This window comes from Thermus sp. LT1-2-5, from assembly GCF_040363165.1.
Taxonomy (GTDB): domain Bacteria; phylum Deinococcota; class Deinococci; order Deinococcales; family Thermaceae; genus Thermus.
Window position 1 is genome coordinate 77,499 of the sequence record NZ_BSRG01000003.1, and the last position, 20,389, is coordinate 97,887.

Annotated in this window: 18 protein-coding genes, 1 tRNA gene and 1 pseudogene; 13 read left to right on the forward strand and 7 right to left on the reverse strand. The window is 64.8% G+C overall.

Annotation, left to right across the window (positions count from 1 at the left end; genetic code table 11):
- Nucleotides 1–65: 65 nt before the first annotated feature.
- The 3 genes from ABXG85_RS04135 to ABXG85_RS04145 are packed head-to-tail and all read right to left on the reverse strand — an operon-like array spanning nucleotide 66 to nucleotide 4,220.
- Entirely contained in the window at nucleotides 66–1,421 is a 1,356-nt protein-coding gene (locus tag ABXG85_RS04135; RefSeq protein ID WP_353512465.1) for an ABC transporter permease, read from the reverse strand.
- A gap of 9 nt (nucleotides 1,422–1,430) precedes the next feature.
- Nucleotides 1,431–2,414, reverse strand: coding sequence for an ABC transporter permease (locus ABXG85_RS04140; RefSeq protein ID WP_353512466.1), 984 nt, complete (start codon nucleotides 2,412–2,414; stop codon nucleotides 1,431–1,433).
- A gap of 54 nt (nucleotides 2,415–2,468) precedes the next feature.
- Entirely contained in the window at nucleotides 2,469–4,220 is a 1,752-nt protein-coding gene (locus tag ABXG85_RS04145) for an ABC transporter substrate-binding protein (RefSeq protein WP_353512467.1), read from the reverse strand.
- 116 nt (nucleotides 4,221–4,336) lie between these two features.
- On the opposite strand from ABXG85_RS04145, the gene ABXG85_RS04150 reads away from it, so the two are divergent.
- The 4 genes from ABXG85_RS04150 to ABXG85_RS04165 all read left to right on the forward strand — a co-directional run bounded on the left by ABXG85_RS04150 (nucleotide 4,337) and on the right by ABXG85_RS04165 (nucleotide 8,084).
- Complete coding sequence (locus ABXG85_RS04150) at nucleotides 4,337–5,368, forward strand: zinc-binding dehydrogenase (RefSeq protein ID WP_353512468.1); 1,032 nt, start codon at nucleotides 4,337–4,339, stop codon at nucleotides 5,366–5,368.
- A gap of 74 nt (nucleotides 5,369–5,442) precedes the next feature.
- Nucleotides 5,443–6,450 carry an NAD(P)/FAD-dependent oxidoreductase gene (locus ABXG85_RS04155; RefSeq protein ID WP_353512469.1) on the forward strand — a complete coding sequence of 336 codons (1,008 nt, stop codon included), beginning with the start codon at nucleotides 5,443–5,445 and terminating at the stop codon, nucleotides 6,448–6,450.
- 58 nt (nucleotides 6,451–6,508) lie between these two features.
- A complete protein-coding gene (locus ABXG85_RS04160) occupies nucleotides 6,509–7,057 on the forward strand; it encodes a LabA-like NYN domain-containing protein (RefSeq protein ID WP_353512470.1) in 549 nt (182 codons plus the stop codon).
- Between the two features lie 7 nt (nucleotides 7,058–7,064).
- The gene (locus tag ABXG85_RS04165; RefSeq protein ID WP_353512471.1) at nucleotides 7,065–8,084 is read left to right on the forward strand and encodes a hypothetical protein; all 1,020 of its coding nucleotides are present in this window, start codon (nucleotides 7,065–7,067) and stop codon (nucleotides 8,082–8,084) included.
- Here ABXG85_RS04165 and ABXG85_RS04170 read toward each other — a convergent pair.
- Both ABXG85_RS04170 and ABXG85_RS04175 read right to left on the reverse strand, forming a co-directional pair.
- Nucleotides 8,081–8,605: a DUF402 domain-containing protein gene (locus ABXG85_RS04170; protein WP_353512472.1), complete on the reverse strand. Its 525-nt coding sequence runs from the start codon at nucleotides 8,603–8,605 to the stop codon at nucleotides 8,081–8,083. The two genes, ABXG85_RS04165 and ABXG85_RS04170, sit on opposite strands and share 4 nt — an antisense overlap.
- The gene (locus ABXG85_RS04175) at nucleotides 8,602–8,793 is read right to left on the reverse strand and encodes a YgaP family membrane protein (RefSeq protein WP_353512473.1); all 192 of its coding nucleotides are present in this window, start codon (nucleotides 8,791–8,793) and stop codon (nucleotides 8,602–8,604) included. The genes ABXG85_RS04170 and ABXG85_RS04175 overlap by 4 nt, the downstream gene beginning before the upstream one ends.
- Nucleotides 8,794–8,881: 88 nt before the next feature.
- On the opposite strand from ABXG85_RS04175, the gene ABXG85_RS04180 reads away from it, so the two are divergent.
- Both ABXG85_RS04180 and ABXG85_RS04185 read left to right on the forward strand, forming a co-directional pair.
- Nucleotides 8,882–8,958 (forward strand) — tRNA-Ile (locus tag ABXG85_RS04180).
- 43 nt (nucleotides 8,959–9,001) lie between these two features.
- Entirely contained in the window at nucleotides 9,002–9,331 is a 330-nt protein-coding gene (locus ABXG85_RS04185; RefSeq protein WP_353512474.1) for a tRNA-binding protein, read from the forward strand.
- On the opposite strand, the gene ABXG85_RS04190 is transcribed toward ABXG85_RS04185, so the two are convergent.
- Complete coding sequence (locus ABXG85_RS04190; protein WP_353512475.1) at nucleotides 9,328–10,359, reverse strand: SIS domain-containing protein; 1,032 nt, start codon at nucleotides 10,357–10,359, stop codon at nucleotides 9,328–9,330. The genes ABXG85_RS04185 and ABXG85_RS04190 overlap by 4 nt on opposite strands.
- A 61-nt stretch (nucleotides 10,360–10,420) precedes the next feature.
- Here ABXG85_RS04190 and uvrA point away from each other — a divergent pair, with 61 nt between their 5' ends.
- From uvrA to ABXG85_RS04205, 3 genes and pseudogenes are all read left to right on the forward strand, one after another.
- Nucleotides 10,421–13,279 carry an excinuclease ABC subunit UvrA gene (gene uvrA, locus ABXG85_RS04195; protein WP_353512476.1) on the forward strand — a complete coding sequence of 953 codons (2,859 nt, stop codon included), beginning with the start codon at nucleotides 10,421–10,423 and terminating at the stop codon, nucleotides 13,277–13,279.
- Between the two features lie 66 nt (nucleotides 13,280–13,345).
- Nucleotides 13,346–14,278, forward strand: a complete 933-nt coding sequence (locus ABXG85_RS04200) for an NAD-dependent epimerase/dehydratase family protein (protein ID WP_353512477.1) — start codon at nucleotides 13,346–13,348, stop codon at nucleotides 14,276–14,278.
- Nucleotides 14,279–14,353: 75 nt separating this feature from the next.
- Nucleotides 14,354–15,226 (forward strand): annotated as a pseudogene (locus ABXG85_RS04205) (SLAC1 family transporter); the annotation flags it as partial.
- Between the two features lie 6 nt (nucleotides 15,227–15,232).
- Here the strand turns inward: ABXG85_RS04205 and ABXG85_RS04210 are convergent.
- Nucleotides 15,233–16,669, reverse strand: a complete 1,437-nt coding sequence (locus tag ABXG85_RS04210; RefSeq protein ID WP_353512478.1) for a lyase family protein — start codon at nucleotides 16,667–16,669, stop codon at nucleotides 15,233–15,235.
- Between the two features lie 88 nt (nucleotides 16,670–16,757).
- Between ABXG85_RS04210 and ABXG85_RS04215 the strand changes: the two genes are divergently transcribed.
- From ABXG85_RS04215 to ABXG85_RS04230, 4 genes are read left to right on the forward strand one after another with little or no spacing between them, the layout of a single operon-like run.
- Nucleotides 16,758–17,942, forward strand: a complete 1,185-nt coding sequence (locus ABXG85_RS04215; protein ID WP_353512479.1) for an ABC transporter substrate-binding protein — start codon at nucleotides 16,758–16,760, stop codon at nucleotides 17,940–17,942.
- A gap of 40 nt (nucleotides 17,943–17,982) precedes the next feature.
- Nucleotides 17,983–18,858: a branched-chain amino acid ABC transporter permease gene (locus ABXG85_RS04220; RefSeq protein WP_353512480.1), complete on the forward strand. Its 876-nt coding sequence runs from the start codon at nucleotides 17,983–17,985 to the stop codon at nucleotides 18,856–18,858.
- On the forward strand, nucleotides 18,858–19,634 hold the full coding sequence (locus ABXG85_RS04225) for an ABC transporter ATP-binding protein (RefSeq protein WP_353512481.1): 777 nt from the start codon (nucleotides 18,858–18,860) through the stop codon (nucleotides 19,632–19,634). The genes ABXG85_RS04220 and ABXG85_RS04225 overlap by 1 nt, the downstream gene beginning before the upstream one ends.
- Nucleotides 19,634–20,383, forward strand: coding sequence for an ABC transporter ATP-binding protein (locus ABXG85_RS04230; protein WP_353512482.1), 750 nt, complete (start codon nucleotides 19,634–19,636; stop codon nucleotides 20,381–20,383). Before ABXG85_RS04225 ends, ABXG85_RS04230 begins: the two co-directional genes overlap by 1 nt.
- The last annotated feature ends 6 nt before the right edge of the window (nucleotides 20,384–20,389 follow it).

Genomic DNA, 20,389 nt, shown 5'->3' on the forward strand with positions numbered 1-20,389 from the left:
CCTTCGGGCACTGCCCCTAAAACACCTCACCCGTTATACGCCATACCGGGTCAAAAGAGAAGAGCCTACCGCCTCCTCCGCGGGTCCAAGGCGTCCCGAAGCCCATCCCCCAGGAAGTTCCAAGAAAGCACGGCCAGGAAGATGAAAAACCCCGGCCAAAGCACCCAAGGACGGTCGGTAAAGGAAGCGAAGCCGCCCTGTTGCGCCGCCTGGAGCAGGAGCCCCCAGCTGGTGTAAGGCTCCGTCACCCCAAGGCCCAAAAAGGAAAGGCCGCTTTCCCCCAGGATAAAGCCGGGGATGGTGAGGGATAGGCTCACGATCACGTAGCTCGCCGTGGCGGGAAGGACGTGCCGGGCGATGATGCGCCCATCCGAGGCCCCTAGGGCCCGGGCCGCTTGCACGTAGTCCATTTCCCGCACGGAAAGCACAATACCCCGCACCACCCTAGCCAAGCCACCCCAGCCGATGAACCCCAGAAGCCCCACCACCAGGTAGAAGGTGAACAAGGGGTCTATGTTGGTGGGGAAAACCGCCCGCAAGGAGATCAGGAGGAACAGGCTGGGAATGGCGGCGATGATCTCCACCGTGCGCATGATGAGGTCATCGGGGTCAAGGCGCAAAGACTCCCGGAAAACCCGGCGCAGGATGAGGAACACCGCACCCGTAGCCAAAAGGAGCACAATCCCATCCACCAGGAGGGAAAACGCATCCTGCCCTGGGCTCAAGCGGGCGAAGGACCAGGCCAAGTACAAGGCCCCTCCCGCCACCCCGAGCCATAGGGCCAGGCTCAAAGGGCCCAAGAACCACCCCACCCCCCGCCAGGCCCTAGGGGGCAGGGAAAGGGCAAAGGGCCTTCCGGAAAAGTACCCAGCGATGCCCCCAAGCAAAAGCCCCAGGGCAAAGGAAACCAGGGCGGAAAGGATGCCGATGGTCAAGGAAACCTGGCCGCCGTAGACCACCCGGCTAAAGAGGTCGCGGCCAAAGTTGTCGGTGCCCATCAGGAAAATCTTGCCCGGCGCATCCACCCCAAAAAGCCGCAGATCGGAGCGGAAAACCTTGAAAAGGGTATAGGGCTGGTCTGGGGTACGCACGAAAAAGCGGATGTAAAACTTCCCCTGGGTAGGGTCCTCCTCGTATCGGGGCTGGAGGCTCACCGGGTCAATGGTCCGCCGGGTGGCGTAGACGAAGGGGCGGGTAATCCGGCCGGTTTCCGGGTCCACAAAGTGGATACGGGTGGGCGGGTGGTACCCCTTAGGCGGGTAGAGCTCGTAGTAGTTGGGATCGTAAGGGCTAAAGAAACCGGCGAAAGCGGCCATCAGGTAGAGCACCAGGAGGATCCGCCCGCCCCAGACCGCCAGGCGGTGGCGGCGGAACTGGCGCAGAGCCAAGGCTAAGCCGGTGGAAGAAGCCGCGCGTTCCACAAGACCCCCCTATTCATAGCGGATCCTGGGGTCCACCCAGGCCAAAAGCAGGTCGGAAATCAGGTTGCCGATCATGAGAAGAACCAGGCTGACCGTGAGGAAACCGGCGATGACGTAAAGGTCCTGGTTGGCGATGGCATCCAGGAAGAAGGGCGTGATCCCGGGCCAGGCCATGACCACCTCCACGAACCCTGCTCCGGAGATGAGGCTTGGCAAAAGCCCGCCCAAGGTGGCCACAAAGGGGATGACGGCGTTGCGGAAAGCGTGCTTGTAAAGGACCACCCGCTCGGAAAGCCCTTTGGCCCGAGCGGTGCGGATAAAGTCCTGGGAAAGCACCTCCAGCATCTGCCCCCGCATGAGCCGGGAAAGCCCGGCGATGTCGTTGGCCGTGGCCACCAGGATCGGCACCACCGCATGCCAGGCGATGTCCAGCACCTGGCGCAAAGGGGGCATCTGCTCAAAGCCGCTAGACGTCATCCCGGAAACGGGAAACACCAGCACCCCCGTGCGGAACTTAATCTGCAAAAGAACGTAAATGGCGATAAGGGCCAGGAAGAAGCTGGGCACGGAAAGCCCCACGTACGCCAAAAAGGACAAAAGCCTATCCCCAAAGGAATACTGGCGCACGGCCCCGTAAACCCCGATGGGGATGGCCACCAGGTAGAGCAAGAGGGTGGAAGGGATCACGATGACCATGGAGTTCACCACCCGGGGCCAGATCACCTCCAACACCGGGGCTTGGTAGGCGAAGGAATAGCCCAGGTTAAGGTGCAAGAGGTTGTTCATCCAAAGAAGGTACTGCTCGTAGACAGGGCGGTCCAGGCCGAACTGGGAGCGCAGCCTGGCAATGGTTTCGGGTGTGACCTTAGGATCTAACTCCAGCTGGGTTAGGTAGTCCCCCGGGGCCATTTGGATGATAAGGAAGGCGAGGAAGGTGGCCCCGAAAAAGGTGGGGATCAGGTAGAGGATGCGCCGAAGGATGTAGGCGGTCATGGGCTTCCCAAATGACCCCCGGGGCCTTTGGCCCCGGGGGATGCCGGATTTAGCTCATTTCTTGATGAAGGTGAGTTCCAGCTGCCGCGAGCCCCAGATGGCGCTGATGATGGCTTCCGGGTGCTCCCCGCCCAAGCGGTTGTTCCAAGCGGTATGGTAGTTGGGCCCAGCGATGTAGATGACGGGGAGGAGCTGAGCCTCGATCTCCTGCATGCGGTAACCGATCTCCACCCGTTTCTTGAAGTCCAGCTCGGTGCGGCCGCGGGAGTAAAGGGCGTCCAACTGGGTCTCCCGGGGGTCCAGGCACTGACCCGACTTGTTCCACATGTGTAGGTTGCCCTTGCAGGGCACCACGTTGGAACCAAAGGGCCAGTCCAGGCCCCCGCCCGAGAGGCCGATGATGATGGCGTCAAAGGGCCGGTCTGGACCGGAGGAGAGGAGCTGCCCCACCAGGGTGTTGAAGTCGATGGCGGTGAAGTTGACCTTCACCCCCACCTTCTTGGCCTCGTCCACGATGAGCTTGGCAATCTGCTCCCGCTGAGGGTTGCCGGCGTTGGTGGAGAGGTTGAACTCCAGCCTCCGGCCCTTGCTGTCCACCAAGTACCCCTCCCGGTCCTTCCGGGTGAAGCCAAGCTCAGCGAGGAGCTTGGCCGCCTGCTGCGGGTTGTACTCGTACTTGGGCACCTTGGGGTTCACCCACTGGGTGAGCACGGGGTAAACGCTGGAGTACATGGGGGTACCCAGACCGCCGTAGACGATCTCCACCACCGCCTGGCGGTTCACCAGGTGGCTCATGGCCCGGCGGAACTTCTCCGAGCGGAAGAGGCTTTGCTTGAAGAGGTCGGAGGCTTTGTTCCAGTTGAAGACCATGAACTGGCTGCTGGCCACCGGGGAGGCGTTCACCTTAATGGTGGCGTCCAGACGGCCCGCCTGGATGGCCTGGCGGATCTGGGAAATGTGGTCCACAGTGGTGACTTCGAAGAAGACGTCTGTGTTGCCCGCTAGAAACTCCGCTAGGGCGGCGTTGACGTCCTTTACGATCTTGATCTCGTAGCGGTCCAGGTAAGGCAAGGGGTTCCCCGCCTCGTCCTTGTTCCATTCCCCGAAGACGGGGTTCCGCTTCAGCACCAAACGCTCCCCTGGCCGGTAGCTCTCCACAAGCCAAGGCCCCGCCGAAACGATGTTCTCGGGCTTCTCGTTCAGCGTCCACATCTTCTTGATCCCCTCGGCCCCCTCCTTCTGGTAGACAGGCCCGAAGATGTGGGCGGGCCAGGGGGTAAAGGAAGCCACATTCAAAGCCTCGGCATCCGTTTTGGGGTAGATGAAGCGGAGGGTGTAATCGTCAATCTTCCGCAAGGTGATGGGCTTGCCGTCGATGAAGAAGGAGTCATAGCTGTTGGAGCCCACCGCCTTGTCGGTGTGGATGCGCCAGGTCATGATCCAGTCGTCGGCGGTAATGGGGCGGCCGTCGGACCACTTCATGCCCCGGCGGATTTTGAAGGTAATTTCCAGCTTGTTGGGACTGATGCTAAAGGACTCCGCCATGTAGGGGATCCAGTCCCCGGTGGTGGGGTCACGGCGCACCAGGCCGTAAGGGGAGATGGTATCCGGGACATTGGTCGCCTCGGCGGTGATGAAGGGGTTAAAGGTCCGGAAGTCGGAGATCACCGCCCTCCGCAGGGTACCTCCCCGCTTGACCTCGGACGGCTTGGCCACGGTCCACTTCTGCGGCCAAACGAAGGTCTGGGCGCTGGCCACCTCGGCCAAAGCGATAAAGCTTACCACCAAAGCTAGAACCTTTCTCATGTTTTCGCCTCCATCTGCCTTACGGCGCTAAGGCTACACGTTCCATTTAGACCCTGTCAAGCACGCTTGACCCGTGGGGGGGTTCGTGAAAAAATCCCCTGCATAAGGAGGCGGCCATGAAAGCGGTGGTCATGGAGGCGAGAGGCGGCCCGGAGGTGCTCAAGGCAGCGGAGGTGCCTACACCGGAGCCGGGCCCTAAGGAGGTGCGCTTACGGGTGAAGGCGGCGGCCCTCAACCACCTGGACGTCTGGGTGCGCAAGGGCGTGGCGAGTCCCAAGCTTCCCCTCCCCCACGTGCTTGGCGCCGATGCCAGCGGGGTGGTGGAAGCGGTGGGCCCAGGGGTCACGGCCTTTGCCCCGGGGGACGAGGTGGTGGTGAACCCCGGCCTTTCCTGCGGCCACTGCGAACGCTGCCTGGCAGGAGAGGACAACCTTTGCCCAAGGTACGAGATCCTGGGGGAACACCGCTGGGGAGCGTACGCAGAGTATCTGGTGGTGCCCGAGACGAACCTTCTCCCCAAGCCTAAGAACCTGTCCTTTGAGGAGGCAGCGGCCATCCCCCTGACCTTCCTCACCGCCTGGCAGATGGTGGTGGACAAGCTCCAGGTCCGCCCCGGGGAGGACGTGCTGGTCATGGCGGCGGGAAGCGGGGTGAGCGTGGCCGCCATCCAGATCGCCAAGCTCCACGGGGCCCGGGTCATCGCCACGGCGGGCTCCGAGGACAAGCTCAGGAAAGCCCGGGAACTGGGAGCGGACGAGGGGGTGAACTACACCCACCCCGAATGGTTTAAGGAGGTGCGCCGCCTTACCGGGGGTAAGGGGGCAGACAAGGTGGTGGACCATACCGGCGCCCTTTACTTTGAAGGGGTAATCAAGGCCACGGCCAACGGGGGTAGGATCGCCATCGCCGGGGCCTCCTCGGGGTACGAGGGGACCCTGCCCTTTGCCCACGTGTTCTTCCGCCAGCTTTCCATCTTGGGCTCCACCATGGCTTCCAAAAGCCGCCTTTATCCCATTTTGCGCTTCGTTGAGATGGGAAAGCTTCGGCCCGTGGTGGGCCAGGTGCTCCCCTTGGAGGAAGCGGCAGAAGGCCATCGGCTTTTGGAGGAGCGGCGGGTATTTGGCAAGGTGGTGCTTCGGGTAGACTAAGGCGTTTTGTCCCTTTCCCGAAGGGAGCCCAGGCTACGGGCCCTGGGCGTAAAATGCCAGGCGAGGTGGCACCCATGGAACACACGGACGTGATCATCATCGGCGCAGGACCAGTAGGGCTTTTCGCAGGCTTTTACGTGGGCATGCGGGGGCTTACCTTCCGCTTTGTGGACCCTCTGCCGGAACCTGGGGGACAGCTCGCCGCTTTGTACCCGGAAAAGTACATCTACGACGTGGCGGGCTTTCCTAAGGTATACGCCAAGGACCTGGTGCGGGGCTTGGTAGAACAGGTAGCCCCCTTTAACCCCGTCTACAACCTAGGGGAACGGGCGGAAACCCTGGAACGGGAGGGGGACCTCTTTAAGGTGACCTCCTCCCTGGGCAACACCTACACGGCTAAGGCGGTGATCATCGCCGCAGGGGTGGGGGCTTTCGAGCCCAGGCGGATCGGCGCCCCAGGGGAGAAGGAATTTGAAGGCAAAGGGGTCTATTACGCGGTAAAGACCAAGGCAGAGTTCCAAGGTAAGCGGGTTCTCATCGTAGGCGGGGGGGATAGCGCCGTGGACTGGGCCCTCAACCTGCTGGACACCGCCAAGGAGATCACCCTCATCCACCGTAGGCCCCAGTTCCGGGCCCACGAGGCCAGCGTGAAGGAGCTTTTCAAGGCGGCGGAGGAAGGAAAGCTCTCCGTCCTTACCCCCTACGAGGTGCGGCGGATAGAAGGGGACACCTGGGTGAAGAGGGCGGTGATTTTCCACAACCAAACCCAGGAGGAAAGAGCGTTGGAGGTGGATGCCGTCTTGATCTTGGCAGGTTACCTCACCAAGCTGGGCCCCTTGGCCAACTGGGGCCTGGCGTTGGAAAAGAACAAGATCAAGGTAGACACCACCATGGCCACCAGCATTCCAGGAGTTTACGCCTGTGGGGACATCGTCACCTACCCGGGAAAGCTTCCCCTCATTGTCCTTGGGTTCGGTGAGGCCGCCATCGCCGCCAACCACGCCGCCGCCTACGCCAACCCAGCCCTCAAGGTGAACCCGGGCCACTCCTCCGAAAAGGCGGAGGAGAAATCCCCCGCCTGAAACCCCTTCGCCCCAGAGCCACCCTCTGGGGGGCGTTTTTGCCCTATCATGGGGGCATATGCGGGTTGCCCTCTTCATTGACGGTTCGTACATGTACCTGGCGGCCAAGCGCCTCGGGTGGAACGTGGATCACCGGCGGGTACTCACCCAGTTCGCCACGCCGGAGCAGCTGTACAACGCCTTTTACTACGTGCCCGTCACCGACCCGGAGGACGAACGGCAACAACGCTTCATTGACGCCCTGGTCTTTATGGGCTACACGGTGCGAAGCCGCTTGACCCGGGGGGAGGCCCGTTTTGAGGCCATGATGGCCACGGACCTTCTCACCACCGCTCCCCGCTGGGACCGAGCCATCGTGGCCAGCGGCTCCGGGGACTTGGCCCACACCTTCGCCGCGCTCCGCGCCATGGGCAAGGAGGTCCACCTCCTAGGCCTGCACGAACTCGCTGATTTGGAGCTCCGCAACCAGGCGGACCGCTTCCTTAACCTGCCCGAGTGGCGGGAAGTGCTGGAACGGACCCTGGGGGGCCGGCGTACCTACGTGGGCTATCCCGTGGAGGCCACGGTGGAGGTGCCCCCCGCCACGGTGGAGGAGGGCAAGCCCTAAAAGGGCCATGCCCCTTGGTCCTTGGCTCGTCCTGATCTTGGCGGGCCTACTTTTTTTCGCCCTACCCAACTTCCCCGAACCCACCCCTGCCCCCAACTTACGGGCCCTTCTCCCCTACCCTAAGGCGGTCCAGGAAAGGCTGGTGGCTTTGCATTTGCGTAACAAGGCAAGCTTGCACCTCCTTCTAGGGGAAAAAGCGGCCCGGGCCTATGACCGCTTAGTGCGCCTGGAACTGAGCAACCAACGGGCGGGCAAACGATCCGCCTTCAGCGAGCCCGAGGGTGCCCTCTGGGCCGCCCAGAGGTGGGTGGAGGCTATCGGCCAGGCCCACCGGGGGCGGAGGGTGGACCTGCATGGCCTTCCCACCGCCCCTCACCACGTCCTGCCCCATGCTAGGGAAATCCGGGCGGCGGCGGGGGCGTTGCGCATCCCGCCGGGGACGCTGGCGGCCATCGTGGACAACGAGCAGTACGGCGGGGACAAAGCCTTGGGGCTTTCCCGGGGGGTGCGGGAGGCGGCGGACGCCCTCGCCCAGGACCTGGCGGCGCTCCAGGGCCAGGCCCCCTTTAGCCGCACCTTGGGCCTGGCCCAGATGAGCTGGGAAGACGCCCTCAAGCAGGAGGAACGGCTGAGGCGCTTTGGGGCTTGGGACCCCGCAAGGCCTTTCCCCCGCACCGAGGCCGAGGCCCGGGCCGCCTTGGAGGACGCCTACCTCAACCTCCTCTTCACCGCAAGCCGCCTCAGGGGCTACTTCAACGCCATTCTGGGCCTTCCGCCCGGGGATATGCGGGTCCTCGAGGACCCCTGGCTTTACTACTTAGGCCCCGCTTGGCACAACTACCCCTTGCGGGCGCAGAACCTGGAAACCTGGGAGGATAGCTTCCACGGCTTCTTCAAAGGCCTTCTTTACCAGGTGGTCCTCGAGGGGCACTGGCACCTGGAAGGCCAGACCCTCCTTCCCTTGAAGGCGTTTGGCCCCGGGACCGAGGCCCCGCCCACCTCCTACCCGCCCCGCCTTTTACCCTAGACCCGCTCCATCCAAGGAAGGGGCTCCCCCGGGGGGAGGACGGGCCAGCGCCCCTCGCGCATGTGCCGGAAGATGGCCTCCACCGCCCTTTCCGCTTCCTCCACCCAGGCGCTTGGGTAAAGGGGCCGTTTCGCCAGAAACTCCTCCCGATCAAACACCTGGCAGGTGTGGTCCGCCCGGCACTTCACATCTAGTTCCAGGTCGTACTGGCGAAAAGCCTTCCCCGTCCACTCCGCCGGGGTCTGCACGTTCCAGTAGTATTCCAAGACCTTGCCTTGGCGAACGTCAGGCCCCCCAGAGTACCAGGCCCCAGGGAAGAAGGCCACGTAGGCATCGTGGTCCAGGACCACAGACCGCCCCTTGGCCACGTGGTGGAACACCCCACCTTGGGGCAAGAGGGTAAGGACGCCCTCCGGCCGCACCTCCACCACCCGGGCTTCCCAATGGTAGTGAAGAACCTCTTCCGGGTACTTCCAAAACTCCACCCGGACCCATTCCCCTGGGGCGAGGGGCCAGCTCACCGCTTGGTGCTGATGCCCAAGACCTTGTACAAGGCGCAAAAGCCGGTTATGGCCGTGAAGAGGAGGACCACGGCCACGATCCCCAAGATCCAGTTCCAAGGAGAAGCGGACTGGAAGGCGAAGTAGAAGAGAACCAGGGCCAGAACAAAGCGGATGACCCGGTCGGTGGTGCTCTCGTTCACCGTCATGCCTTTCACCTCCGTTTTAGAGTTTATACCTTCCCGGGAAAGACGTTTGGCCCTTAGGGCACCCTGTGCTAAAATAAGCCCTTGGCGCGGGCCGTTAGCTCAATCGGTCAGAGCGGCCGGCTCATAACCGGTTGGTTGCAGGTTCAAGTCCTGCACGGCCCACCAAGAAGGCCCCTTGGGGGCCTTTTCCTTTTGGCAGAATGGGGGTATGGAGGCTTTGGAAGCTTTCCAGCTCCTGGACTTACGGGTGGGGCAAGTGGTCAAGGCGGAACCCCACGAGAAGGCGAGAAAGCCCAGCTACAAACTTTGGGTGGACCTGGGGCCCCTGGGGGTCAAGCGGAGCTCGGCCCAAATCACCGACCTCTACACCCCAGAAACCCTGGTGGGCCGCCTGGTGGTCTGCGCCGTGAACCTGGGTACCCGGGTCATCGGGGGCTTCCCCTCGGAGGTCCTGGTCCTAGGCGTGAAGGATGGGGAGGGCCGGGTGGTCCTCCTCACCCCCGAGCGGGCGGTGCCCCTGGGGGAAAAGGTCTTCTAGAGGGTCCGGGTCACCTTGCGGAGGTGCCGGGGCCGGTCGGGGTCCTGCCCCCGGGCCCGGGCCAGGGCTTCGGCCAAGGGGTAAAAGGCCTGGATGAGGAGCAAGGGGGTAAGCTCTGGCCCCAAGGCCACGGGCAGGGCCAAGGGGGTATGGGCCAGGGCTAAGGCGTCGGGCTCGGGGGAGAGGACGAGGAGGTGGGCGCCCTTGGCCCTTAGGCCCTCCAGGGTCTTTAGCGTTTCCTCCAGGGCCTCGTCCTTCTGCGCCAAGGCCAAAACGGGAAAGCCCTCCTCCAAAAGGGCCTGGGGCCCGTGGAGAAACTCTGCCAAGGAAAACCCCTCGGCGTGGAGGGCCGCCACCTCCTTGAGCTTTAAAGCCGCCTCCAAGGCCACGGGGAAGGTGAAGCCCCGGCCCAAGACGAAGAGGTTTTCCACCTCCTCCAAGTACCCCAGGTCCCCCTGGGGCGCCAGGGCCTGGCTCAAGGCCTCGGGCAAGGCGGGCAGGGTTTGCCGAAGCCTGGGGTCTTCCAGGGTATGGGCGAGGAGGTGGGCCGTGGCCGCCAGCATGGCGAGAAAGCTCTTGGTGGCCGCCACCGCCTTCTCCTCCCCCGCATGGAGGGGCAAGACCACCTCCGCCGCCTGGGCCAGGGGGCTTTCCTCCCGGTTCACCAAGGCCACGGTGAGGACCCCCCTTTCCCGGTAAGCCCGCACCACCTCCAAGAGGTCTGGGCTCTCCCCGCTTTGGCTGTAGGCGAGGAGCAAGGCGGGGTGAGGGAGCCTAGGCCGCGCCCGGTAGAGGGTGAGGACGGAAGGGGCTAAGGAGAGCACGGGCCATTCCAGGCGCGCCTCGAGGAGGTACTTGGCAAAGAGAGCCGCATGGTCTGAGCTCCCCCGGGCCACCGTGAGGACCAAGGCCGGGGGCCTCCGCCGGAGGAAGGCGGCGAGGCTTCTCACCTCGGCCTCGTTCTCCCTTAGAAGCCGCTCCACCACCTGAGGGGCTTCCTCCGCCTCGTGGCGCATGAACGAAGCCATGTGCCCCATTGTAGCCCGCCCACCCTACCTCCTTCCCCCTGGGGGTGGTATACTTCCACGGATGGACCGCATCGTCATCCGGGGCGCCAGGGAGCACAACCTGAAGAACATCAGCCTCGAGCTCCCCCGAGGCAAGTTCATCGTCATCACCGGGGTGTCGGGCTCGGGCAAGAGCACCCTAGCCTTTGACACCATCTACGCCGAGGGGCAGAGGCGCTACGTGGAAAGCCTTTCCAGCTACGCCCGCCAGTTCCTCGGGGTCATGGACAAGCCGGAGGTGGAGAGCATCGAAGGCCTCTCCCCCGCCATCTCCATCGATCAGAAGACCACGAGCCACAACCCCCGCTCCACCGTGGGCACCGTCACCGAAATCCACGATTACCTCCGCCTCCTCTTCGCCCGGGTAGGGCAGGCCCACTGCCCCACCTGCGGCCGCCCCATCGAGAAGCAGTCCGCCAGCGAGATCACCGACCGCCTCCTCACCAAACCCGCGGGTACCCGGGCGGTCCTGATGGCTCCCCTGGTGCGGGGGAGGAAGGGAGAATACCGCAAGCTGTTCCAGCAACTCATGAAGGAGGGCTACGCCCGGGTGCGGGTGGACGGGGTGATCTACCTCCTGGAGGAGGCGCAAAACCTCAACCTGGAAAAGTACGAGAAGCACGACATAGACCTGGTGATTGACCGGGTGGTCCTCAAGGAGGAGGAGCGCCCCCGCATCGCCGAGGCGGTGGAGCTGGCCCTCCTTCGGGGCGAAGGCCTCATGCGGGTCCTTTACCTCGAAAGCGGCGAGGAGGAGCTTTTCTCGGAAAAGTTCGCCTGCCCCGAGCACGGAAGCGTCCTGGAGGAGTTGGAACCCCGCATCTTCTCCTTCAACGCCCCCTACGGGGCCTGCCCCGCCTGCTCCGGCCTCGGCTACAAGCGGGAGTTTGACCCGGAGCTGGTGGTGAACCCCGAGCTCTCCTTGGCGGAAGGGGCCATCCTGCCCTGGGCCCGGGGGCGGGACACGGGGCGGAGCTACCTCTGGGACCGCCTGCGGGCCCTTTCCGAGCACCTGGGCTTTGACCTCAAGACCCCCTTTAAGGACCTGCCGGAAGCGGCCAAGAAGGCGGTGCTCTACGGCCTGCCCGAGCCCTTTGAGGTGGTCTTCCGCCGGGGGGGGAAGGAAACCTTCCGGGTGGAGGTTCATTACGAAGGGGTCATCCCCTGGCTGGAGAAGCGCTACCAGGAGGCGGAGTCCGAAGGGGTGCGGGAGGTCTTGGAAAGCTTCATGTCCCTGAAGCCCTGCCCCGTCTGCGGGGGCACCCGCTACAAGAAGGAGGTGCTCTCGGTGAAGGTGGCGGGGAAGAACATCGCCGAGGTGTCCGCCTTGCCCGTGCGGGAGGCCTTGGCCTTCTTTCAGGGCCTCGAGGAAGACCTTTCCCCCTTCCAGGCCCAGATCGCCCGGCCCATCCTGCGGGAGATCGTGGAAAGGCTCGGCTTCCTGGTGGGGGTGGGCCTGGACTACCTCACCCTGGACCGGGCCGCCAACACCCTGTCCGGGGGGGAGGCGCAACGCATCCGCCTGGCCACTCAGGTGGGGAGCGGCCTCACCGGGGTGCTCTACGTCCTGGACGAGCCCTCCATCGGCCTCCACCCCCGGGACAACCAGCGCCTCATCGCCACCCTGAAGCGCCTGCAGTCCCTGGGCAACACCCTCATCGTGGTGGAGCACGACGAGGAAACCATGCGGGCCGCCGACTGGATCGTGGACATGGGCCCGGGGGCGGGCATCCACGGGGGGGAGGTGGTGGCCCAAGGGCCCTTGGAGGAAATCCTGAAAAGTCCCCAAAGCCTCACCGGAGCCTACCTCAGGGGCGAGAAGAAGATCCCCGTGCCCAAGGAGCGGCGCAAGGGGAACGGGAAGTGGCTGGTGCTCCGGGGCGCCCGGGAGCACAACCTGAAAAACGTCACCCTGCGCATCCCCTTGGGCCGCTTCGTGGCGGTGACGGGGCCTTCGGGAAGCGGCAAGAGCACCCTGATCCACGACGTCCTCTACGCCGCCCTAGCCCAAAAGCTCATGCGGGCCAAGGCCACCCCAGGGGCCTACGAAGCCTTGGAGGGGGTGGAGCACCTGGACAAGGTCATCGAGATCGACCAGTCCCCCATCGGCCGCACCCCCCGCTCTAACCCCGCCACCTACACGGGGATCTTCGACGAGATCCGCGACCTCTTCGCCAAGACGCCGGAGGCCAGAAAGCGGGGCTACGGGCCCGGGCGCTTTTCCTTCAACGTCAAGGGGGGGCGGTGCGAGGCCTGCGGCGGCGACGGCACGGTGAAGATCGAGATGCTCTTCCTTCCCGACCTCTACGTGCCCTGCGAGGTGTGCAAGGGCAAGCGCTACAACAAGGAAACCTTGGAGGTGAAGCTCAGGGGGAAGAGCATCGCCGACGTCCTAGACATGACCGCCGAGGAGGCCCTGGAGTTTTTCCAAAACGTTCCCACCATCGCCCGCAAACTTCAGCTCATGGTGGACGTGGGGCTAGGCTACATGCGCCTGGGCCAGCCCTCCCCCACCCTTTCCGGCGGCGAGGCCCAACGCATCAAGCTGGCCACAGAATTGGGGCGCAAGGCCACGGGCCGCACCCTTTACATCCTGGACGAGCCCACCACGGGCCTCCACTTTGAGGACGTGGCCAAGCTCCTCTCCGTCCTCCACCGCCTGGTAGACGCTGGGAACACCGTGGTGGTCATTGAGCACAACCTGGACGTGGTGAAGACGGCGGACTGGGTCATTGACCTGGGCCCCGAAGGGGGGGATAGGGGCGGGGAAATCGTGGCCGAGGGCACCCCCGAGGAGGTGGCCCTTTCGGGAAGCCCCACCGGGGTCTTCCTGGCGCGGATCCCCGAGATTGCCGAGAGAATCCAGGTGGGGGCGAGATAAGCGCTCATCTTGCTCTCTTACGACCTAGACCAGTAAAGTGGCCTAGGCGTTGGACCGGGAGGAATCATGCGGGTACTGGTTACAGGCGGTGCGGGTTTCATCGGCAGCCATATTGTGGAAAGCCTATGGCGGGAAGGGGTGGAGGTGGCGGTCCTAGACAGCCTGGCCACGGGCAAGCGGGAAAACGTACCCCAGGGCCTTTACTTTTACAAGGTGGACCTCAGGGACAAGGAGGGGCTAGAGCGGGTCTTCCGCGAGTTCCGCCCCACCCATGTGTCCCACCAGGCGGCCCAGGCCTCGGTCAAGGTGAGCGTGGAAAACCCGGTCCTGGACTTCGAGGTGAACCTCCTGGGGGGGCTTAACCTCCTCGAGGCCTGCCGCAAGTGGGGGGTGGAGAAGCTCCTTTTCGCCTCCACCGGCGGGGCCATCTACGGTGAGGTGCCCGAGGGAGAGGCCGCCGAGGAAACCTGGCCCCCCAGGCCCAAAAGCCCCTACGCCGCAAGCAAGGCGGCCTTTGAGCACTACCTTTCCGCCTATGGGCAAAACTTTGGCCTCAAGTGGGTGGCCTTGCGCTACGCCAACGTCTACGGGCCCCGCCAAGACCCCCACGGGGAGGCGGGGGTGGTGGCCATCTTTGCGGAAAGGGTCCTCAAGGGAGAGCCCGTCACCCTCTACGCCCGCAAGACCCCAGGTGACGAGGGGTGCGTGCGGGACTACATCTACGTGGAGGACGTGGTGCGGGCCCACAACCTAGCCCTAAGGAGCCTGGAAGGGGTGTACAACGTGGGTACTGGGGAAGGCCACACCACCCGAGAGGTCCTGGAAGCAGTGGTGGAGGCGGCGGGAAAAGCGCCAGAGGTAAAGTACGCCCCCCCGCGCCCAGGGGACCTGGAGCGGAGCGTCCTCTCCCCCCTAAAGCTCATGGCCCACGGCTGGCAGCCCCAGGTGGGCTTTGGGGAGGGCATCCGGCGCACGGTGGAGTATTTCCGGGAGCGTTGACATACCCCCTCCCCCTATTGGAAGATAGGGGGTATGAGCGCACGCCTTTTCCACCCGGGTTGGTTCGCAGCGGTCATGGGGGGAAGCGGAGTGGCCTTGGTCCTGGCCCGGTTCGAAGCCTGGAGCCTTGGGGTTTTGGCCTACGGCCTCACGGCCCTGCTCTTCGCCCTCAGCCTGGGCTTCTTCTTGGCCAAGCTCCTCCGCCACCCGAACCAGGTGTGGCGGGAACTCCACCACCCCCTCCTTTCCCAGCTCTACGCCACATTTCCCTTAGCCTTCCTCCTATTCTCCCTGGCAAGCCTCAAGGTGGCAGGGCTCACAACGCTAGCCTTGGGTCTTTTCCTCACGGGGGCGCCCCTTGTCCTCCTCACCAGCCTTCTCCTAGGGTATTTGGTCTTCACCCGAATGCGCCTTCCCTTTGAGGCCGCCAACGGCACCTGGTTTATCCCCCCCGTTTCCACCCTGGTGGTGCCCCTTACCGGGGGACCCCTCCTGCCCCTCCTAGGCCCCTGGAAGCTGGAAGCGTTGTACTGGATGCTCATGTTTCTGGGCCTAGGGTATGTCCTCTTTCTCTGGGTAGGAGCCACCCTTTTTAGCCGCCTCTACGTCCACGAGCGCCCAGCTCCCGAGCTCACGCCGAGCCTTTTCATCGGTCTTGCTCCCGTGGGGGTAGGAATCCTCGCCCCCTTAAGCCTCCTGGAAGGGGCCCGGGCAGCAGGGCTTTACGGGGGGAACCTCGAGGGCCTCTACCTCCTGGGAGCCACCCTTTGGGGGCTTGGGGGCTGGTGGTTGGTGCTTGCCCTAGCCTTGATGGGGGAAACCTTCTTGCGGGAGAAAAAGCCGCTTCCCTTCGGTCCTGGCCTTTGGAGCCTGGTCTTTCCCTTGGCCGCCTTCACCCTGGCCACCCGGGCTTTGGCGGAAGGCCTCGATAGCCTCCTTTTCCTCTGGCTGGCGTCAGGGCTTCTGCTCCTCCTGCTCGCCTTCTACCTCGCCCTCCTCCCCAAGACCCTGCAAGCCTTCTTGACCCTCCGGGTGCTCCAAGAGGAGGTGCCTACGGGCCAAGCGCACCCGGGCCCTCAGGGCAGCTAGGGCCTTTCGGTCCTCTTTAAGGCGCCTCTTGGCCTCCTTGAGCGCCCGCTCCCGCGCCCCCGGGCCTACGCCCCCCAAGACCTCGCGCCGGCCGAAGAAGGCAGGCAGGTTCATCCAGGCCACTAGCTCTTCCTGCTCCACACCCAAGAGCTCCGGCCGCACCCCCGGTAGGGCCCCCTGTACCCGGCGGTAGGCCTCGGGGAGGGGCACTCCTTTGCGCACCAAAAGGTCCACCACTTCCGAGGCCAAGACCTCGGGGGAGAGGGCCTCGAGGAGAAGGTCCGGGGCGAAACGGCTCTCCTCCAGGGCCACCCGGGTGAGCTCCAAGGCCGCCTCCCCCTCGGCCAAAAGGGCGGCCAAGGGCTCCAAGGCCCCCGTGGAGTGGTCGTTGAGGTCGGTGAAGGGGGTGTTGTGGTTGAGATGGGCCAAAACCCCCGCCCCGCCCACCAGGTTCCCGGCCCGGATGCGGGCGTGCTCCAGCACCACGGGGTTGCGCTTCTGCGGCATGAAGCTGGACCCCTGGGCCAGGCTTTCCCCCACCACAAAGGCCCCCCGGGCCGCCCAGGCCAAGAGGTCGGTGAGGAAGCGGGAGAGGCTTGTCCCCATGCCCGCCAGGGCGAAGGCGAGCTCCAGGGCGTAGTCCCCGGCAGCCACGGCGTCCAGGGTGTGCTCCACCGGTCCCTGGAAGCCCAAAAGGGCCGCCAGGCGGGCGCGGTCCACCGGGTAAGGGCTTCCCGCCAAGGCGCTTGCCCCCAAGGGGGAGCGGTCCAGGGTAGAAAGGGCGTGGATGAGCCTCCGGTAATCCCGCTCCAAGAGCGCCTCCACCCCAAGGAGGTAGTGGTCCAGGGTGGAGGGCTGGGCCGGCTGGTGATGGGTGGCCAGCACGAGGGGCACGCCAAAGTGAACCTCCGCCAGGCGAAGAAGGGCGCGCCGTAGCCGCCAAAAATCGCCCAAAAGGGCGATGACCTGGTCCCGCAAGTAGGCGCGGAACACGGTGAGGTCCAGGTCGTTGCGGGAAAGCCCGCGGCGCACCGCCCCCGCCACCTCCTCTCCCCAGTGCTCGGCCAGCTGGAGCTGGATGGAAAAGAAGACGTCCTCCACCTCCCCGGTGAAGCTGGGCAGGGGCAAGGTGCGAAGCTCCCGCAACGCCGCCACCGCCTCCTTGGCCTTGGGTACCCCCAGGCGGGCGAGCTCTAGGGCGTAAGCGGTGAGGGCGTCAAAGAAGTGGGGCACCAGATGCTCCCGGGCGAAGCGGTAATGGGGCGCCAAAACGTGGCGGCGGTAGACCCCGTGCCAGCGCATGCTCCCATCCTAGGACGAAAACGCCTCGGTTGACGTGGTTTACGGTGCGTGTTATGTTGACCGCAAGCAAAGCGGGAAGGAGGCGAACATGAAGCGCAGGGAGTTTTTGCGGAAAGTCGGCGTGGGTTCCTTGTTGGCCTTGGGCATGCCCTACATCGCCTTGGCCCAGGCTAGACCGGTGAAGCTCGCCACCCTCTTGCCCCTCACGGGGCCCTTCGCCTTCGCCGGCAACGCCGGGCGGGAAGGTTTCGTAGACGGGGTGGACTACGTGAACGAGATCCTGGGGGGCATCGGCGGCCGTAGGCTGGAACTTATCGTGGAGGACACGGGCTACGACGTGGCCAAGGGCACCGCCGCCTTCAACCGCGTCCTCTCCCGGGAACGGCCCGAGGAGCTCCTTTTTGTCTACGGGGACTCTACTGGGCTGTCCAAGGCCTTGGCTCCCGAGATCGCCCGCCTAGGCCTCCCCTACTCCGCCACCAGCTTCGCCAACGAGCTGGCCGACCCCAAAACCTACCCCACCATCTTCGTCTTCGGCCCCACCTACAACGACATGATGGAGGCCCTTTTGCGCCAAATCCGCCTGGAGAAGGCCCGAGCCCGCATCGCCCTGGTCTACTCCAACACGGAGTTCGGGCGCGACCCCATCCCCTACGTGAAGGAGCGGGCCAAAGCCTTGGGCATGGAAGTCGTGCACGAGGAAGTGACCCCCGCCGCCTTCACCGACGCCACCCCCGTGGTCCTGAACCTGCGCCGGTCCAACCCCGACTACGTGATCCTCCAAGGCTACGCCCTTTCTGTGGAGCCCCTCATTCTGCGCACCGCCCGGGAGCAGGGCCTGCAGGCCCGCTTCATGGGCACCTACTACTCGGCGGAGCTCGCCCTCATCCAACGGGCGGGCCCGGCGGCAGAGGGGTTCACCGTCACCTACCACAACGCCTACTGGTACGACACCCTGGTGCCCGCGGTGGAGGAAATGCGCAAGTTCCGCCAGCGCAAGGGGCGGGACACCTCTTACCGCCCCACCTACTACATGGGTAGCCTGGCCGTAGCCCTGGCGGTGGCGGAGGCCATGCGCCGGGCAGCGGGGGCGGGGAAGCTCACCCGGGCCGGGGTGGTGGAGTACCTGGAAAAGCTTGGGGACTACAATGGCTTGGGCCTGCAGCGGAGCTACCAGTTTGTGAACCACCGCCTGCCCTACACCAAGCTCTACCGGGCGAGCGCCAAGGACGGCCGCTTCAACGCCATCACCGACTGGATCAAGCTGGCCTAAAGGCCCCGCACCCTTTTTGGCCCGCCTTCTTGGAGGATTCGTGTCCGACCTCCTGCCTTACCTCATCGGCGGCCTAGCCAACGGCGCCCTCTACGGCCTTTTAGCCTTGGGGTTCGTCTTGGTCTACCGGGCCACCAGCGTGGTCAACTTCGCCATCGGGGAGTTTCTCCTGGTGGGGGCTTACCTCACCTACACCTTCGCCCTTTTCCTGCCCCTAGGGCTCGCCATCCTAGCCGCCTTGCCCTTCGCCTTCCTCTTCGGCGTGTTGGTGGAACGGGGCTTCGTGCGGCCCCTCTTGGGCCGGAACGTGGTGGCGGTGATCATGGCCACCATCGGCCTGGCGGCTACCTTGGACGGCGGGGTGCAGCTCCTGTGGGGGCCGGACCTCAAGTACCTCTCGGGAAGCCTCCCCAACCTGGGCTTCCAAGTGGGGGAGGTCTTCGTTTCTTCCCGGGCGGTGTGGAACCTCCTTCTAGCCCTCCCCTTGGGCCTTGGCCTCCTGTGGCTTCTAAGGCGGAGCAAGTACGGCGTCTTGGTGCGGGCCATCTCCGAGCGGGAGGTGGCCGCCTTGGCCCTGGGCATCCCCACCGCCCGGGTCCTGGCCGGGGTCTGGGGGGTTTCCGCCCTTTTGGCCACCTTGGCGGGGGCGCTTTTGGCGGTGGCGAGCGGGGTGGGGCATAACCTGGTCTTCTTCGGCATGAAGGTCTTCCCCGTGGCCATCCTGGGGGGACTGGACTCCGTGGGCGGGGCGCTTTTGGCTGGGTTTTTGCTCGGGGTGTTGGAAGCCCTTTCCCAACGCTACCTGGAGCCCTTCCTCCCCGGCTTCACCGAGGCCTTGCCCTTTTTGGTGGTGCTTTTCGTCCTCCTCGTTCGGCCCTATGGACTGTTGGGCGAGCGGCAGATAGAGAGGGTGTGATGCTGTCCGTGGAGAACCTCAAGGTGGTGTACCGCGGGGTAATCCTGGCCCTAGACGGGGTTTCCCTGGAGGTGGGGACAAAGGAGGCGGTAGCCCTCTTGGGCCCCAACGGGGCTGGGAAAAGCTCCTTGGTGCGGGCCGTGGCCGGGCTACTCCCCAAGTTTGAGGGGCGGGTGCTGGACGGGCACATCCGCTTCCTCGGCCAGGACACCACCCACCTGGACCCCGTGCGCCTTTCCCGCATGGGCCTCACTGCGGTTCTGGAAGGAAGGCCCCTCTTCCGCTACCTCACCCCGGTGGAAAACCTGGTGGCGGCGGGCCACCGCCTGAGCCCCAAGGAGCTCAAGGAAGGGATGGAGGAGGTCTTCGCCCGCTTTCCCCGCCTTTACGAGCGCCGCCACGAGCAGGCGGGCTACCTCTCCGGAGGAGAGCAGCAGATGCTCCTTCTGGGCATGGCCCTCCTGACCCGCCCCCAACTCCTGGTGGTGGACGAGCCTTCCTTGGGCCTCGCCCCTAAGTTGGTGGAGGAGGTGATGGCCATCCTGGACACCCTCCGGCGCGAAAAGGGGCTAAGCCTCCTGCTGGTAGAGCAAAACGCCCGGGCCGCCCTAAGCATCGTGGATCGCGTCTATGTATTGGAGCGGGGCCGGGTGGTCTTTGAAGGGAACGCCAAGGATGCCAAGGAAGACCAGGACGTGATGGAGTTCTACCTGGGCAAGGAGGAGGTGGGCTTTCGCCAAGCCCGCCGCTACCGCAGGCGGAAGAGGTGGGTGTGATGGGGGTGATCCTCGAGGCCAAAAACCTGCACCTTTCCTTCAAAGGCGTCAAGGCCCTGGCCGGGGTGGAGTTCGCTGTGAACGAAGGGGAGTTCTTCGCCGTCATCGGCCCCAACGGGGCGGGAAAGACCACCCTCCTAAACGTTCTTTCCGGGGTGTATGAGCCGGAAAGAGGAGAAGTGGTCTTCCTCGGGCAAAGCCTGAAGGGGAAAAGCCCCCAGACCCGGGCCCGCATGGGCTTGGGGCGCACCTTCCAGGGACTGGAGATCTTCCGGGGCATGAGCGTGCTAGACAACGTGAAGCTGGGCGCGGAGCTGGCCCTGGCCACCTACCCCTTGGGCCTGCCCCAGGCGGAGCGGGAGTGGCGGCTTCGGGCCTGGGCGGAGGAGGTGTTGGACTACCTGCACCTCGCCCCCTTCCGCCACGCCCCGGCGGGGATGCTCCCTTACGGACTCCAGAAGCGGGTGGAGGTGGCCCGGGCCCTGGCGGGCCGCCCCAAGCTCCTCCTCCTGGACGAGCCCATGGCGGGGCTTGCCCTGGAGGAAAAGCAGGACCTGGCCCGCTTCCTCCTGGACGCCCGGGAGGAGTGGGGCGTCACCCTCCTTTGGGTGGAACACGACCTGAGGGCCGTGCTGGAGCTTTCCGACCGGGTCTTGGTCCTCTCCTACGGTGAGGTGCTCTACTACGGCCCCCCGGAAGGGGTGCGCCAAGAACCCAAGGTGGTGGAGGCCTACTTGGGCCATGCCTAATGCGCC